At 71.7% G+C, this 15,167-nt stretch carries 16 protein-coding genes; 6 read left to right on the forward strand and 10 right to left on the reverse strand.

Features of this window, described 5'->3' with window-relative positions; translation table 11 throughout:
• Positions 1-56: 56 nt before the first annotated feature.
• Positions 57-1,670 (reverse strand): MFS transporter, encoded by a 1,614-nt coding sequence (locus tag AB0D59_RS29060; protein ID WP_362571352.1) that lies wholly within the window; start codon positions 1,668-1,670, stop codon positions 57-59.
• 260 nt (positions 1,671-1,930) lie between these two features.
• On the opposite strand from AB0D59_RS29060, the gene AB0D59_RS29065 reads away from it, so the two are divergent.
• Together AB0D59_RS29065 and AB0D59_RS29070 are read left to right on the forward strand one after the other, a co-directional pair.
• The gene (locus AB0D59_RS29065; protein ID WP_362571355.1) at positions 1,931-3,262 is read left to right on the forward strand and encodes a mannosyltransferase family protein; all 1,332 of its coding nucleotides are present in this window, start codon (positions 1,931-1,933) and stop codon (positions 3,260-3,262) included.
• Positions 3,263-3,500: 238 nt separating this feature from the next.
• Complete coding sequence (locus AB0D59_RS29070) at positions 3,501-4,532, forward strand: phosphatase PAP2 family protein (RefSeq protein ID WP_362571358.1); 1,032 nt, start codon at positions 3,501-3,503, stop codon at positions 4,530-4,532.
• 99 nt (positions 4,533-4,631) lie between these two features.
• Here AB0D59_RS29070 and AB0D59_RS29075 read toward each other — a convergent pair whose 3' ends face one another.
• Together AB0D59_RS29075 and AB0D59_RS29080 are read right to left on the reverse strand one after the other, a co-directional pair.
• Positions 4,632-4,847, reverse strand: a complete 216-nt coding sequence (locus AB0D59_RS29075) for an I78 family peptidase inhibitor (RefSeq protein WP_362571361.1) — start codon at positions 4,845-4,847, stop codon at positions 4,632-4,634.
• Between the two features lie 473 nt (positions 4,848-5,320).
• On the reverse strand, positions 5,321-6,016 hold the full coding sequence (locus AB0D59_RS29080; RefSeq protein WP_362571364.1) for a transglycosylase family protein: 696 nt from the start codon (positions 6,014-6,016) through the stop codon (positions 5,321-5,323).
• Between the two features lie 542 nt (positions 6,017-6,558).
• Between AB0D59_RS29080 and AB0D59_RS29085 the strand changes: the two genes are divergently transcribed.
• Together AB0D59_RS29085 and AB0D59_RS29090 are read left to right on the forward strand one after the other, a co-directional pair.
• Complete coding sequence (locus AB0D59_RS29085; RefSeq protein ID WP_362571366.1) at positions 6,559-7,344, forward strand: hypothetical protein; 786 nt, start codon at positions 6,559-6,561, stop codon at positions 7,342-7,344.
• Between the two features lie 158 nt (positions 7,345-7,502).
• Complete coding sequence (locus tag AB0D59_RS29090) at positions 7,503-7,910, forward strand: hypothetical protein (RefSeq protein ID WP_362571369.1); 408 nt, start codon at positions 7,503-7,505, stop codon at positions 7,908-7,910.
• 53 nt (positions 7,911-7,963) lie between these two features.
• Here AB0D59_RS29090 and der read toward each other — a convergent pair whose 3' ends face one another.
• From der to AB0D59_RS29120, 6 genes are all read right to left on the reverse strand, one after another.
• Positions 7,964-9,442: a ribosome biogenesis GTPase Der gene (gene der, locus AB0D59_RS29095; protein WP_362571372.1), complete on the reverse strand. Its 1,479-nt coding sequence runs from the start codon at positions 9,440-9,442 to the stop codon at positions 7,964-7,966.
• A gap of 77 nt (positions 9,443-9,519) precedes the next feature.
• A complete protein-coding gene (locus AB0D59_RS29100; protein WP_362571374.1) occupies positions 9,520-10,230 on the reverse strand; it encodes a lysophospholipid acyltransferase family protein in 711 nt (236 codons plus the stop codon).
• The gene (cmk, locus tag AB0D59_RS29105) at positions 10,188-10,874 is read right to left on the reverse strand and encodes a (d)CMP kinase (RefSeq protein WP_362571377.1); all 687 of its coding nucleotides are present in this window, start codon (positions 10,872-10,874) and stop codon (positions 10,188-10,190) included. Before cmk ends, AB0D59_RS29100 begins: the two co-directional genes overlap by 43 nt.
• A gap of 96 nt (positions 10,875-10,970) precedes the next feature.
• Positions 10,971-12,056: a prephenate dehydrogenase gene (locus AB0D59_RS29110; RefSeq protein WP_362571380.1), complete on the reverse strand. Its 1,086-nt coding sequence runs from the start codon at positions 12,054-12,056 to the stop codon at positions 10,971-10,973.
• Positions 12,053-12,415 (reverse strand): chorismate mutase, encoded by a 363-nt coding sequence (gene aroH, locus AB0D59_RS29115; RefSeq protein ID WP_362571383.1) that lies wholly within the window; start codon positions 12,413-12,415, stop codon positions 12,053-12,055. The genes AB0D59_RS29110 and aroH overlap by 4 nt, the downstream gene beginning before the upstream one ends.
• A gap of 97 nt (positions 12,416-12,512) precedes the next feature.
• Positions 12,513-12,908, reverse strand: coding sequence for a YidB family protein (locus tag AB0D59_RS29120; RefSeq protein ID WP_362571385.1), 396 nt, complete (start codon positions 12,906-12,908; stop codon positions 12,513-12,515).
• A gap of 4 nt (positions 12,909-12,912) precedes the next feature.
• Here AB0D59_RS29120 and AB0D59_RS29125 point away from each other — a divergent pair, with 4 nt between their 5' ends.
• A complete protein-coding gene (locus tag AB0D59_RS29125; RefSeq protein ID WP_362571465.1) occupies positions 12,913-13,716 on the forward strand; it encodes a DUF6529 family protein in 804 nt (267 codons plus the stop codon).
• A 22-nt stretch (positions 13,717-13,738) separates the two neighbouring features.
• The gene (locus tag AB0D59_RS29130) at positions 13,739-14,482 is read left to right on the forward strand and encodes a nucleotidyltransferase domain-containing protein (RefSeq protein WP_362571388.1); all 744 of its coding nucleotides are present in this window, start codon (positions 13,739-13,741) and stop codon (positions 14,480-14,482) included.
• On the opposite strand, the gene AB0D59_RS29135 is transcribed toward AB0D59_RS29130, so the two are convergent.
• Entirely contained in the window at positions 14,408-15,166 is a 759-nt protein-coding gene (locus AB0D59_RS29135; protein WP_362571391.1) for a nucleotidyltransferase domain-containing protein, read from the reverse strand. The two genes, AB0D59_RS29130 and AB0D59_RS29135, sit on opposite strands and share 75 nt — an antisense overlap.
• Position 15,167 lies beyond the last annotated feature (1 nt).

Raw genomic sequence — 15,167 nt, forward strand, 5'->3', positions numbered from 1 at the left:
CGAGTGAGCAGAAAGGCGCAGGTCGCCCCTGAGGCCCGGCACCGCCGGCGGCCGGATCAGGCCGAGACGCGGGAGCGTTGAGGCTCGCGCGGGGCGGGAACCTCCACCGCGGCCTCCTCGCACTGCATCGCCCGCGGCAACCGCAGTGCCATCACCGCGCCCAGCAGCAGCAGTCCCGCGCTCACCAGCAGCGTCACATGCAGACCGTGCACGAAGGAGTCCCGCGCCGCGTGGCGCAACGCCGCGCCCGTCGGGCCGCCGAGCCGCCCGGCGACCTCGTAGGCCTCGCCCAGTGAATGCCCCGCCGCGGCGGACGCCGACTCCGGCACCCCGGGCACCCGGGACAGCCCCGGCGCGTACGCCGCGTTCATCACGCTGCCGAGAAGCGCGATCCCGATGCCCGCCCCCAGCTGGTACGAGGTCTCGCCGATCGCCGCCGCCCCACCGGCCTGCGCCGCCGGCGCCTCGCTCAGCATCGACTCGTACGCCCCGAAGAGGGTGGTCTCCAGACCGAAGCCGAGCAGCACGAAGCCGAACAGCAGCAGGCCGGCGTTGTCCACCCCGCCCATCGCGGTCAGCGTCAGCACCGCCGCCGCGGTCAGGCAGAAGCCGAAGCACACCATCCGGCGCGGCCCGAAGCGCCGGAGCAGCCGTGCCCCGGCCAGCCCGGCCGCCATCGCGGCGAGCGTCAGCGGCAGCAGTCGTAGCCCCGTCTGCAAGGGCGAGAGGCCCAGCACCAGTTGCAGATACTGCGCGGCGATCAGTTCGAGACCCACCAGCGCGAGCATGGCCAGTACGATGCAGCCCACCGCCGTACTGAACGCCGGCCGCGCGAACATCTTCAGGTCCACCAGCGGGAACGTACGCCGCCGTTGCCGTCGTACGAACAGGAACAGCAGCAGCGCGCCGAGCACCAGCGGCGCCATCGTGAGCGCGTCGGCGGCCGGTTCCCCGCTGCCCAGCCGCTTCACGGCGAACACCACGCCGAACAGCCCGGCCGCCGCCAGCAGGGCGCCCACGACGTCCCAGGGGCCGTTGCGGTCGCCGCGGGACTCGGGGAGCAGAAGACGCCCCACCGGGAGACTGACCAGCATCAGGGGGATGTTGACCAGGAAGACCGAGCCCCACCAGAAGTGTTCGAGCAGGAAGCCGCCCAACAGCGGTCCGACGGCCGCGCCGACCGCTGCCACCGCGCTCCATACGCCGATGGCGAGGGCCCGTTCACGGCGGTCGGGGAAGACCTGCCGGAGGATCGACAGCGTCGCCGGCATGATCATCGCACCGCCGACGCCGAGCAGCGCCCGGGCCCCGATCAGCGCCTCGGCACTCGGCGCGACGGCCGCCGCCGCGGAGGCGACGCCGAACAGGGCGTATCCGAGGAGCAGGACGCGCCGCCGGCCCACGCGGTCCCCGAGCGTGCCGAAGAGGATCAGCAGCGAGGCGCAGACCAGCGGGTAGATGTCGACGATCCAGAGCAGTTCCATGGCGCCGGGCTTGAGGTCCTCGGTGACAGCCGGCACCGCGACATGCAGCACGGTCGCGTCGAGGGCGACCAGCAGCAGGCTGACGCAGAGGACGACGAGGACGACCCAGCGGTTGGCACCGGCACCGGCCCCGGCCCCGGTCGCCCGACGGCGCGGCCGTACGGCTGCCGTGGTCGTCCCGGACATGTACGTACCTCCCAGATGGTCCCTCGCGCGGGGCGGATCGGCGGGGCGGGGACTCCCCGTCGTACGGCCGGAGAGGAGCGGGATCTCCGGCCCGCGCATACGAACGCGAGTGACACGTCAGCGTACGCGAGTTCGTTCCGGGGGCACGTGGCGGACCTCTCACACTCTCCACAGAACTCGTGTGGCGTACGCCACTGACCCCGCTCAGCACCACACCCGGGCGAGCCCCTCCGTTCCGCGTCCCGTCGATAATCGAGCCCGTGACCGATCTTGAAACGCCCGTGGCGGCACCGCGCGTCCCAGCCCTGCGCCGGGTGGCGCCGGCCCTGCTCGGGTACGCCGCCGTGCGCGCCCTGGGCCTGCTCGCGCTGGCCGTGTCGAGCGGGGCGCGCGGCAAGAGCGCGTACACCTTGTTGACGGCGCGCTGGGACTCGCTGTGGTACACGCGGGTCGCCGAACTCGGGTACGGCTACGAGGTGCGGCTGCCGAACGGCGACGTCCACTCCAACCTGGCCTTCTTCCCGCTGCTGCCCTGGCTGGAGCGCCTGCTGCACGCGCTCACGCCCCTCTCCTACGCCGGCGCGGGCTTCACGGTCGCTCTGCTCGCCTCGCTCGCGGCGGCCTGGGGGATCTTCGCGGTCGCCGACTTCGTGTACGGCCCGCGGGTCGGCTTCTGCGCGGTGCTGCTGTGGGCCGTGCTGCCGGTCGGGATCGTGCAGTCGATGGCGTACAGCGAGTCGCTGTTCACGGCGCTGGCCGCCTGGTCGCTGTACGCCGTGCTGACCGGCCGCTGGGTGACCGCGGGCGTGCTGGCCGCGCTGGCGGGGCTGACCCGGCCGGTGGGCCTCGCCGTGGTGGCGGCGGTGTGGGCGGCGGGTGTGATCTCGTTCGTGCGGGATCGGAGCGGGGGCGTGCGAGACCGTAGCGAGGAGCATGCACAGGGCGCGCGCGATGACGGACGCGCCCCGGAGCCGTCCAGCGCCGCCCGCGCCCGGCGCGTCCCGCGAACAACCAGCGCGCCCCGCACAGCACGCGCCCCTCATGCGACACGCACCCCTCGCACCACGGACAGCGCGCACCCCTGCGGCGCGCCTGCCTGGCACCGCCTCCTCGGCATGCTCCTCGCCCCCGCCGGCGCCGCCGCCTACGTCCTGTGGGTCGGCCACCGCACCGGGAAGGGCCCGCTCGGCTATCTGGACGTCCAGGCGGGCTGGCGCAACGGCTTCGACGGCGGCTACGCGTTCGCACGCTTCGTCGCCGACAAGTTCACGTCATTTCCGTCCGCCCTGGCCGGAGCGGGTTTGATCGCCGGTGTCTGCCTGCTGCTGTGGCTCTACGCGATCGGCGTCCGGCAGCGGCAGCCGCTTCCCCTGCTGGTCTACACGGGTGTCGTCCTCGCGCTCGCGCTGTGCGCGTCGAGCTACTTCGGCTCCAAGCCGCGCCTGCTGATGCCGGCCTTCCCGGTGCTGCTGCCGCTCGCCCGAGCCCTCGCGCGGGCGCGCACCAGCAGATCCGTGCTGATCACGGCAGGTGTGGCGGCAGTCTCGGCGGCGTATGGCGCGTTCTGGCTGAACGGCTCCGGGCCACCGTGATCATCGCCGATGCGAGGGTGAGCAGCCGGGGGATTCCACACCACGCTTTGGTTAACGAATTCATAAGTGCCATAAAACGGCCGCCCGGCATGATCAAAGGAATTGAAGGGGAGGCACGCCGAGGATTACGGAATCCTTAGAATTCGGAGGCCTCCTGAGAGGTTTCCCACATCACATCGTCATCACAAAGCCGCAGTTTCGACCGGGAACAGAGCTCACTCGCTGTAACGTCGATTGGGTGCGTACCGAACGAAACCTCACCCGTCTGGACCGGGTGTTCGCCAGGCTGGACCGTGAGCCGGAACGACCGGCCCACATTGATGTGCCGAAGATGAGCCGGCACCGGGTCGTGTTGTTCACCGCGACCCTCGCCTTCTACCTGGCGATCGTGTGGGCCGTCGTGATCACGTCCTGGCTGGTCCGGCTCGACTGGCAGGTCATGTTCTTCCGGCCGTACCAGCAGTGGTCGGGAATCCACTGGTTCGTCGACTACTACGTGGTCCTCGGCCAGCGCGGACCGACCGCCGTGATGGTCGCGGCCTGGCTGGGCTGGCGCTCATGGCGGCAGCACACCCTGCGCCCGATGCTGACGCTCGGTGCCTCCCTGCTGCTGCTCAACATCACGGTCGGCGCCGCCAAGCTCGGCATGGGGCGCCTCGGACCGCACTACGCGACCGTGATCGGCTCGAACGAGATGGGCCTGGGCGGCGATATATTCCCCAGCGGCCACACTGCCAACGCGGTGGTGACCTGGGGAATTCTGGCGTATCTGGCCTCCACCCCGCGAGCCCGCCGGTGGCTGTCCGCGGCCTCCGCGGTCACCTCGCTCGGCGTCGGCATGTCCACCGTCTACCTCGGTACGCACTGGCTGAGCGACGTGTTGCTGGGCTGGGCCGCGGGGCTGCTGATCCTGCTGGCGCTGCCGTGGTGCGAGCCGTTCATCGCCCGTGCCGAGACCTGGCTCTTCGACCTGCGCGACCGCTGGCGTGCCCGCCGCGGCGGTACGGTCCCCGTGCCCGCGCCCGTCCCGGTCACGCCGGTGGCGCTCAAGCCGCGTACGGCGCCCGCCGAGGACGCGCCGGCCCCGGAGCGCGAGCCGGTCACCTCGGCACGCTCGCCCCGGGCCCCGATCCACCTGGCGCCCGGCCCGCACACCGCCCGCTCGGAGCGCACCCCGGTGACCCCGGCGGGCAGCCGCCGCCCCCAGCACCCCGAGCGCCAGCCGCGCGGCGGCGCCGCCCAGCCGGCCCGTCCGCTGACGGGCGGCTGACGGCCCTACGGACGCGACAGCCCGGTACGCACAGCCGGTACGCACGGCGAAGGCCCCGGTTCCCCCCTCTGGGAACCGGGGCCTTCGCCGTCCTACCGTTCAGCCCTTCCAGGCACGCGCCACGACGCCGTCCCGTACCTCGAAGTTGAGCCGTCCCGCCCGGTACTCCATGGTGATGATCGCGCCCGGCGGCAGCGAGCGCACCGTCGGCCATCCCCGCTGCCGGGCGAGTTGTTCCGCGTCGCCCGCGTCGAGGCCTACGTACCCCTGCGGGCTGTCCTGGGGCTCCTTCCGCGGAGCCGGATTCGGTGCCATGCGGCCACGCTAGGCCGCTTCCGGCACGGACGGAAGTCGGGATCGGCCGGCGAAGTCCGCTGTCCGTCTCCGGTCACGCTTCTGTCACAGAATCACGACACGCGTTTCGGTCGAACTCCGTCACACGTACGGGCGGTTCAGTACGCCTTCTTGGCGCATTCCCGTGCAATTCCCTGATGCCGGTAGGGTCTTCCGAAAAGCCAGCCGGAAAGAAGCGGAAGTAAGGATCAGGGGCGCTCGGGGGTCCCATTCCATTCAGAATCCGTGGGCCGCCGCGGTAGCTGACACCGCATAAGAGTTTCACCGCTTCGGCACAGAACCCGCGTACGGCGCCGGGCCGGGCCCGGTTCCGGCAGCGTCCGGCGGCGTGAACGCGAAGCCCGGCGCCCTCGCCTGAATCAGCCTCACAACGCACCGGGCCCCGCCCGGTCGGGACCGGGCGGGGCATGGCGGTGCGGGGCAGGGGGCGCGCGTCAGAGCGCGAGGCGCTGCCCGGGCACGATGAGGTTCGGGTCGTCGCCGATGACGGCCTCGTTGGCGGCGTACAGGCGCTGCCAGGTGGTGCCGTGGCGCCCGGCGATCTCGCTCAGGGTGTCCCCCTCACGGACGGTGTAGTCGCCCCGGGCCAAGTCACGGCCGGTGTGGGCCGTCGGGCGCTGCGCCTTCTTCTGCGCGGGGGCGGACTCGGTGGTGTTCGACTTGGCGGCCGACCTCCCGGTCGACCTGGTGGCCGACTCGGTGCTGCTCTTCGTGGTCGCCGAGGCGCCCTCGGGCGCCGAACCGGCCGCTCCGGCCCGCGCCGAGCAGACCGGCCACGCGCCCCAGCCCTGGGCCTGCTGGACCTTGGTGGCGACGGCTATCTGCGCTTCCCTGGAGGCCTGGTCGGCCGTCGACGCGTAGGCGGAGCCGCCGTACGCGCGCCAGGTGGAGGCGGAGAACTGGAGTCCGCCGTAATAGCCGTTGCCGGTGTTGATGTGCCAGTTGCCGCCGCTCTCGCACTGGGCGATGCGGTCCCACACTCCGTTGTCCGCCGCCTCGGCGTTGCCGGTCGCGGCCAGCAGGCCCAGCGGGGCGAGCAGCGCCGCTCCGGCCAGGGCCGCCGTCGTACGGCCCTTGCGGGAGCCGTTCTTGGCGACGGTCTCACGGGTGGTATCGGCACACTCGGACATGTATTTCCCTCTCCACATACCCGGGCTCCCCCAAGCGTGACGCGGTCCCCGCGCGATGGACGCGGTTCGTCGCGCTCGCCCCGTCCGCCGCGGCCGGTACTGCGGTGGTGCTCTGCCTGGTGCCGGCCGGCGGACGTACCCGAGCGGTGCTCGTTGCACACGGCGGAGGAATCTAGGGATCGGGAACGCCCGAAATCAACCAACTCCCCGTCAGGCCAGGCCAGTTCGGCATTACCGGGGGTAGCGGCGATTTCAAGCCACCCACTACATTCCATGATTTCATGATTTGTCTACCATGCGATCGATGGATCTGTGATTCACTTCACCGCGTCAAATTCCTTTGGGTTGCGAAGAGTTGACGGTGAGTGCCGAATTCCGCACGTCGGGTGACCCTGCGCAGTGGATGGGTGGATCCGTATCCCCCCGAGGCGTGACCACCACCACAGATCACCCGTTGTCTTCTTCATGAGCCCGCAACCCCCTGGGGCTCATGGACCGGGATCCACCCGGGCCTTCACGCACCGCATCCCGAGGGAGCCACCGTGCCGCGCATGCTCGACGTCAGCGACGAGGTACGCGCCGAGATCGGCGACGAAGAAGCCGACCGGCTGCTCGCCGGAGACAACGCCCCCGGCAGTTACGACTGCACGTCCTGCCGCACCCCGGGCGACTCCGAACAGGAGCGCACCAGCACCGTCCTGTTCATCGGGGACGAGACCGCCGTCCTCGCCTTCGCCCACGCCGGCTGCCTGCCCTCGCAGGTCGTCCAGGTCACCGAGGAGCAGTTGCAGGGCGCGGTCCGCTCCATCAGCGGTGACAGCGCACCCGGCGGCGGGCCGCAGAGGTCCGTGCCCGAGCAGGCGGTGCTCGGGGTGACCAGCGGACTCGTGCTGATCACCGGGGAGTTGCACCCGGCGCTCGTCGTGGAGCCGACCTCGCCGATCGTGCGGCCGGGCACCGACGGGGTGGGCGACGACTTCCTGCCGCTCCTCATCGAGCAGGGCTTCATGCCGGTGACGGAGCTGGCCGCGGTGCCGCCGGTGCTGCACGGGTGGTCGGTGCTGCTGGCGGTGGGCCAGCTGCACGCGGTGCTCCAGCCGGGGAACAACGGCGGGCAGCCGGTGGCCTGGTGGCAGGCGCACCAGCCGTTGCAGGTGACCGACGGGTGGCGGGCGGCGGCCAACAAGCACCAGCAGGTGCTGATGTTCGCGGCACCGGTGGGGTCGATCGGGCGGCAGCCCCGGGAGGACCTGCTGCGCGGTGCGCTCGACAAGGCCGCGGCGAACGGGAAGCTGGTGGCGGCGGCGTTGCCTCTTGCGGGAGTCTGAGGGTCGCCCAAGGGGTGGAGGCGCCGGTCTCGCCGGCGGGTGCGGGCGCATCGCGGCTGGTCGCGCCCACGCGGTACCGCACATCCGATGCGGCCCCGCGCCCCCAACGCTGCGCTGCGTAGCCGCATCTCTTTGGTGACCCGGTCGTTTGGACATACGTGCACGCATACGACTTTCCGCCCCGCCGGCCGTCCTTCGCCACCGTTCCGCACGCTCGGACGGGGCAGGAGACCCCAGGCGGGCTCTCGGCCACGCCTATCTACGACTCGCTCTACGCGGAGTGGGTCAAGGCCTTCCGTACGCTGCCGGGTGACCGCAGCGGTGAGGAGGGGCTGGGGTTCGTCGCCTTCGGGACGACCCCGTTCAGCACCGGTACGTACGGTCTGGGGCTGTACGGAGGAAACTCGTACAGCGCGTACAGCGCGGGCGCCTACAGCGCCCGGCACGGCGGCGAACAGCCGCAGCCGCCGCAGTGGCAGCGGATCGGGACGCTCGGGCGCTCCCATGACACCGGGATGACCCCCGTGCCGGCGGCGCTTCCACCGGGACCGCGCCGGGGTCTGTGACGGATACGCGAGGGGCGGCCACCGGTGACGGTGGCCGCCCCTCGGGCGTACGGCTACTTCTTCTTGCCGCGCTTCTCGCGCACCCGTACGGAGATGTGGATCGGGGTGCCCTCGAAGGCGAACTCCTCGCGCAGCCGGCGTTCGATGAAGCGCCGGTAGCCCGCCTCGATGAAGCCGGAGGCGAAGAGCACGAACCGCGGGGGCTTGGTGCCGGCCTGGGTGCCGAACAGGATGCGGGGCTGCTTGCCGCCCCGGACCGGGTGCGGGTGGGCCGAGACCAGTTCGCCGAGGAAGGCGTTGAGGCGGCCGGTGGGGACGCGGGTCTCCCAGCCGGCGAGGGCGGTCTCGATGGCGGGGACCAGCTTCTCCATGTGGCGCCCGGTCTGCGCGGAGACATTGACCCGGGGCGCCCAGGCGACCTGGCCGAGCTCGGTCTCGATCTCGCGTTCCAGGTAGTAGCGGCGTTCCTCGTCGAGGGTGTCCCACTTGTTGAAGGCGACGACGATCGCGCGGCCCGCCTCGACGGCCATGGTGACGATCCGCTGGTCCTGGACCGAGATGTTCTCGGAGGCGTCGATCAGGATGACCGCCACCTCGGCCTTCTCGACGGCGGCCGCGGTGCGCAGGGAGGCGTAGTAGTCGGCGCCCTGCTGGAGGTGGACCCGCTTGCGGATACCGGCGGTGTCGACGAACTTCCAGGTGATCCCGCCGAGCTCGATCAGCTCGTCGACCGGGTCGCGGGTGGTGCCGGCGAGTTCGTTGACGACGACCCGCTCCTCGCCCGCCACCTTGTTGAGGAGGGAGGACTTGCCGACGTTCGGGCGGCCGATGAGCGCGATCCGGCGCGGACCGCCGACCGCCGTGCCGAAGGTCTGCTCGGGCGCCTCCGGCAGCGCCTCCAGGACGGAGTCGAGCATGTCGCCGGTGCCGCGGCCGTGCAGGGCGGAGACCGGGTGCGGTTCGCCGAGGCCGAGGGACCAGAGGTAGGCCGCGTCGGCCTCGCCGCTGGGTCCGTCGACCTTGTTGGCGGCCAGCACCACGGGCTTGCCGGCCTTGCGCAGCAGTCGTACGACCGCCTCGTCGGTGTCGGTCGCGCCGACCTTGGCGTCCACGACGAAGACGACCGCGTCGGCCGCCTCGATCGCGTACTCGGCCTGGGCGGCCACGGAGGCGTCGATGCCGAGGACGTCCTGCTCCCAGCCGCCGGTGTCGACGACCTTGAAGCGGCGGCCCGCCCACTCGGCCTCGTAGGTGACACGGTCGCGGGTGACGCCGGGCTTGTCCTCGACGACGGCCTCGCGGCGGCCGATGATGCGGTTCACGAGCGTCGACTTGCCGACATTCGGGCGGCCGACCACGGCGAGCACGGGCAGCGGACCGTGGCCCGCCGCCTCGATGGCACCCTCGACATCCTCGACGTCGAAGCCCTCTTCCGCGGCGAGCTCCATGAACTCCGCGTACTCGGCGTCGCCGAGCGCCCCGTGGTCGTACTCGTGCTCAGCCGAGTCGCCGGGCTGGATGTGGTCGTTCATGAAGTCCGTACCTCGTCGTTCATCGTGGTGATCGGTGGATAGGCCCCGTATCGGGCTGATCCACTACTTAGTGTCGCCTAGCGTCCGGTCAGACGCCTGGCGTTTTCCAGGTGGCTGGTGAGCTGCTTCTGGATGCGCTCGGTGGCCTGGTCCAGGGCAGTGCGGGTGCGCCGGCCGCTGCCGTCGCCCGCCTCGAAGGGGTCGCCGAAGACGACGTCGACGCGGGTACGCAGCGGGGGCAGCCCCTTGACCAACCGTCCGCGCCGCTCGGAGCTTCCCAGGACGGCCACGGGCACGATCGGCGCCCCGGAGCGCACCGCGAAGTAGGCGAGGCCCGCGCGCAGCGAGGCGAAGTCGCCCTCGCCCCGGCTGCCCTCGGGGAATATACCGAGCACTCCCCCGGCCGCCAGCACGCCCAGCGCGCGGGTGACCGCCGTGCGGTCGGTGGACTGCCGGTCCACCTTCAGCTGGCCGATCCGGGTCAGGAAGGGGTCCAGCGGCCCGATGAACGCCTCCTTCTTGATCAGGAAGTGCGTCGGCCGGGGCGACACGCCCATGACCATCGGGCCGTCGATGTTGTGGGAGTGGTTCACGGCGAGGATCGCCGGACCGTGCGCAGGCATCCGCCAGGCACCGAGCACGCGCGGCTTCCACAGCCCGTACATGAGGCCGACACCGATGCGCCGCCCCACCTCGGCGCCCCGCTGCGACGGAATCGACGGGTTCGACGGGTTCGACGGAAGGCTCACTTCCCCGCCCGCTTCTCCTCGACGAGGGTGACGACGCACTCGATGACCTGGGCCAGCGTCAGCTCGGTGGTGTCCACCTCGACCGCGTCGTCCGCCTTGGCGAGCGGCGAGGTCTTGCGGGTGGAGTCGGCCGCGTCCCGCTTGACCAGGGCCTCGCGGGTGGCATTGACGTCGACACCCTTGAGTTCGCCGCTGCGCCGGAGCGCGCGGGCCTCGGCGGAGGCGGTGAGGAAGACCTTCAGGTCGGCGTCGGGCAGCACGGTCGTACCGATGTCCCGGCCCTCGACGACGATCCCGGTCTCGGTGTTGCGGGCCAGCGACCGCTGCAGCTCGCTGATCCGCGTGCGCACCTCCGGGACCGCGCTGACCGCGCTGGTCTTGGAGGTGACCTCCTCGGTGCGGATCGGGCCGGCGACGTCCACGCCGTCGACGGTGATCGTCGGGTGGGCCGGGTCGGTCCCGGAGACGATCTCCGGCTTGCCGGCGACCGCGGCGATGGCGGTCGGGTCGGTGAGGTCGATGCCGTTGTTCACCATCCACCAGGTGATCGCCCGGTACTGGGCGCCGGTGTCCAGGTAGCTCAGGCCGAGCTGGGCGGCCACGGCCTTGGACGTGCTCGACTTGCCGGTGCCCGAGGGGCCGTCGATCGCGACAATCACGGGCTTTACGGCGCCGTTTTCCACGGGGGGACACCTTCCGGGTGCAGGGTGGTGGGTGGTGTGCGGGGCGCCGTCGCGCCCCGCACAAGGTTACCGGCCCCCGCGACCGCCGGATTCAGCCTATTGCCGCAGCGCCCAGCCACGGTCCCGCAGCGCCGTGGTGAGCACCGGCGCCGCCTTGGGCTCCACCCAGATCTGGACGTGGCCGGCCTGCTGTCCGGTCGCGTGCTCGATGCGCACGTCCTCGATGTTGACCCCGGCCGCGCCGGCGTCCGCGAAGATCCGGGCCAGCTGGCCGGGCTGGTCGTCGATGAGCACCGCCACGACCTCGTAGGCGCGGGGACCGGCGCCGTGCTTGCCGGGCACCCGGACCTGGCCCGCGTTGCCGCGCCGCAGCAGGTCCTCGATACCGGCCCCGCCCTCGTGCCGCTTGGCGTCGTCCGAGGACTGCAGGGCCCGCAGCGCGCGCACGGTCTCGTCGAGGTCGGCGGAGACGTCCGCGAGCAGGTCGGCGACCGGACCGGGGTTCGCGGAGAGGATGTCGATCCACATCCGGGGGTCCGAGGCGGCGATCCGGGTCACGTCCCGGATGCCCTGCCCGCACAGTCGTACGGCCGCCTCCTCGGCGTGCTCCAGACGGGCCGCGACCATGCTGGAGACCAGGTGGGGCATGTGGGAGACCAGGGCGACCGCGCGGTCGTGGGCGTCGGCGTCCATGACGACCGGCACGGCACGGCAGTGCGAGACCAGCTCCAGGGCGAGGTTCAGCACCTCGGTGTCGGTGTCCCGGGTGGGGGTGAGCACCCAGGGCCGGCCCTCGAAGAGGTCGGCGGTGGCGGCCAGCGGCCCGGACTTCTCCCGGCCGGACATGGGGTGCGTCCCGATGTACGACGACAGGTCCAGGCCCCGCGCCTCCAGATCGCGGCGCGGGCCGCCCTTGACGCTGGCCACGTCGATGTAGCCGCGTGCCAGGCCCCTGCTCATGACGTCCGCGAGGACGGCGGCCACATGCGCGGGCGGGGCGGCGGCGATCGCCAGGTCGACGGGACCGTCCGGGGTCTCGTCGGTGCCGGCGCCGAGCGCGGCCGCCGTGCGGGCCTGCTCCGGGTCGTGGTCGACGAGGTGCACCACCACGCCCCGCTGGGAGAGGGCGAGGGCGGCGGACGTGCCGATCAGGCCGGTGCCGATGACGAGTGCGGTCCTCACTGGGCGATGTCCTTGCGCAGGGCGGCCGCGGCGCCGAGGTAGACATGGCTGATCTCGGCGCGGGACCGGTCGGACTCGATGTGCGCCAGTATCCGTACGACCCGGGGCATGGCGCCCTCGATGTCCAGCTCCTGGGCGCAGATCAGGGGCACGTCGACGATGCCGAGCCCCCGCGCGGCGGCCGCCGGGAAGTCGCTGTGCAGGTCGGGGGTGGCCGTGAACCAGATGCTGATCAGGTCGTCGGGGGTCAGCCCGTTCCGTTCCAGGACGGCGGAGAGCAGCGCTCCGACCTGCTCGTCCATGTGACCGGCCTCGTCCCGCTCCAGCTGGACGGCCCCCCGGACCGCTCGTACCGCCACGGCGCTGCTCCTGTTCTGACGTCGGCGTCTTGGTCCGTCCAGCCTAGTCAGGCAGCCGCCGGGCCCGTGCGCGGTGCCCGCCCGCTGAGACGGCGGCTCACCCGGACTGCCGCCGGATCAGGTCCTCGATCGAGGCCCGCGGCACCTCGCCCTCGGGGGTGAGCCGGTCGACGACCTGGGGCAGTTCCCTGGCGATCCGGTCCGCGGCCTTCCGTGGGCTCACGCCGGCCTGCTCGGCGACCTGCTGGAGGGTGTCGTCGGGCAGGGCCTGCTGGATCTGGTCGGCGGTGACGGGCTGGTTGGTGCCGGTGCCGACCCAGGAGTCCTTCTGGGCGGTGAGACCGGACCTGGCCAGGCTGTCGAGGAGGCCGCCCAGCGAACCCCCGCCCTGGCCGTGGCTGAGGGAGCCGATGAGCACGCCCAGGAGCCCGGCGCCCTTGCCGTCGCCGCCCAGGAGACTGCCGAGCATGCTTTCCAGATCGTTGCCTGCCATGACCATGCCTTTCGGGCCTTTCGGGGCCTTCCAGAAGGCGTCAGTGGACGCCGGCGGACCCCCTGGTCAATGTCGTCCGAATCACTGCGTCCCGCTACTCGAGGGGAGACCCGTCCCGCTCGGGAAGCACCCGCGACGAGCCGCCCCGGCGCCGCACCGTCCGGACGCGTTGGGCTATCAGACGTACGGAAAGCACGTTTTGTGGCACTCCATCCCGACTTGCTTCTTCTTCGATGCTTTCAGTGCCAAGATGCTGCTGCTCCGCTCGGAGCGACTCCCTGGCGTCCGCCTTCTGGTTCTTCCGCACGTTCGGAGCGACGACATGACCGACGGTTCCACCCGCCGCACAATGCTCACGACGGGCGCGTCGGCGCTCGCCGTGTGCTGCGTGGGATGCGGCAACGGCAACGGCTCCTCCAACTCGTCCGAATCACCCGCCGCCTCCGCGTCGGCCCCTGAGTCGGCCTCCGCATCGGCTTCCGCCGAGGCGTCCTCCTCCGGATCCGCCAGCGCGGCCGCCGGGAAGGCACTGGCGCAGACCAGTGAGATCCCGGAGGGCGGCGGCATGATCTTCAAGGAGCAGAAGATCGTGGTGACCCAGCCGAAGAAGGGCGAGTACAAGGCCTTCTCAGCGATCTGCACCCATCAGGGCTGCACGGTGTCCCGGGTGACGGACGGCACCATCGACTGCCCCTGCCACGGCAGCAAGTTCCACATCGCCGACGGCTCGGTCGCCCACGGCCCGGCGACCAGGCCGCTGCCGGCCGAGTCGATCACGGTGACCGGAAATTCGATCACCCTGGGCTGACCGGGCACGTACGCTCCCGGGCATGCAGCCCGAGGACCTGGTACGCGACCACACGATCTACGCCTGCGTCATGGGGTCGAGGGCCTTCGGTCTGGCCACGGAGGACAGCGACACCGACCGCCGGGGCGTGTTCCTCGCCCCCACGCCCCTGTTCTGGCGCTTCGAGAAGCCGCCGACCCATGTGGAGGGCCCGGGCGAGGAGCGGTTCTCCTGGGAGCTGGAACGGTTCTGCGAGCTGGCGCTGCGGGCCAACCCGAACATCCTGGAGTGCCTGCACTCGCCCCTGGTCGAGCACCTCGACGACACCGGCCGCGAACTGCGCGGCCTGCGCGGTGCCTTCCTCTCCCGGCAGGTGTACGACACCTTCACCCGCTATGCCCTGGGCCAGCGCCGCAAGCTCGACGCCGACGTCCGGGTCCACGGCACCCCGCGCTGGAAGCACGCGATGCATCTCCTGCGGCTCCTGGCGGGCGCCCGCGATCTGCTGCGCACGGGCGAGCTGACCATCGACGTCGGCGACGCGCGCGAGTCACTCCTGGCGGTGAAGCGCGGCGAGGTCCCCTGGCCGGAGATCGAGACCCGCATGACCCGCCTCGCCGAGGAGACCGAGCGGGCCCGCCACGGCAGCCCGCTCCCGCCGGAACCCGACCACGCGCGCGTGGCCGACTTCCTCTTCCGGGTCCGCCGCGCCTCAGCCCTGCAGCCGTACCCGGACCAGGAGGTCGTGCAGGGCGTCGTGGGCCCTGGGCGCGTCGGGCAGCGCTGACGCGTTCTGCGCCTGGTCGAGCAGCCCGTGCAGCCGCTCCACGTCGGCCGCCACGCGCGCGTGCTCGACATCGGCGCCGCCGTGCTCGTGGGCGGCCTTGGCGGCGATCAGCTCGGGCAGGTAGCCGGGGGCGGCGGGCACCTCGCCGAGGAGCGTGGGCAGATGGGCCTGCACCTCGCCGCTGCGCATCAGATGGATCCCGGTGAGGAGCACCCGGAAGGTGTAGAGCAGCGGCTTGAGTTCACGGGTCTTCTCGAACAGCCGCCACTGGGTGACCGCGAAGCCCCTGTAGTGGTGGGCGTGATGGCCGGTGAGGACGTCCGGGGCGAGCGCGGCCAGCTCGCGGTGGGTGTCCGTGGTGTGCGCGACCAGGGGGGACAGGAGCTGCTCCAGCACATAGCCGTTGCGGCGCAGCATCAGCCGGGCGAACTTGCGCAGGTCGTGGGTGACGAGGTCCATCTCGACGCCGTAGCGCACCCAGGTCTTCGAGCGGGTCTCCTCCGGCTCGCGCAGCCCGACCAGGTCGGCGGCGGGCAGCAGATGGACGCCCCGCAGGTCCAGGTCGGAGTCCTGGGACGGGAAGCCGTACAGATGCGCCCCGGAGACGGTCGCGAACAGCAGGGGGTCGGGCTGTTCCGCGACGACGGGTGCCAGGTCGAGGTGGAGATCAAGGTCGTCGATCATG

It is taken from the genome of Streptomyces sp. NPDC048417 (assembly GCF_040651615.1).
Taxonomy (GTDB): domain Bacteria; phylum Actinomycetota; class Actinomycetes; order Streptomycetales; family Streptomycetaceae; genus Streptomyces.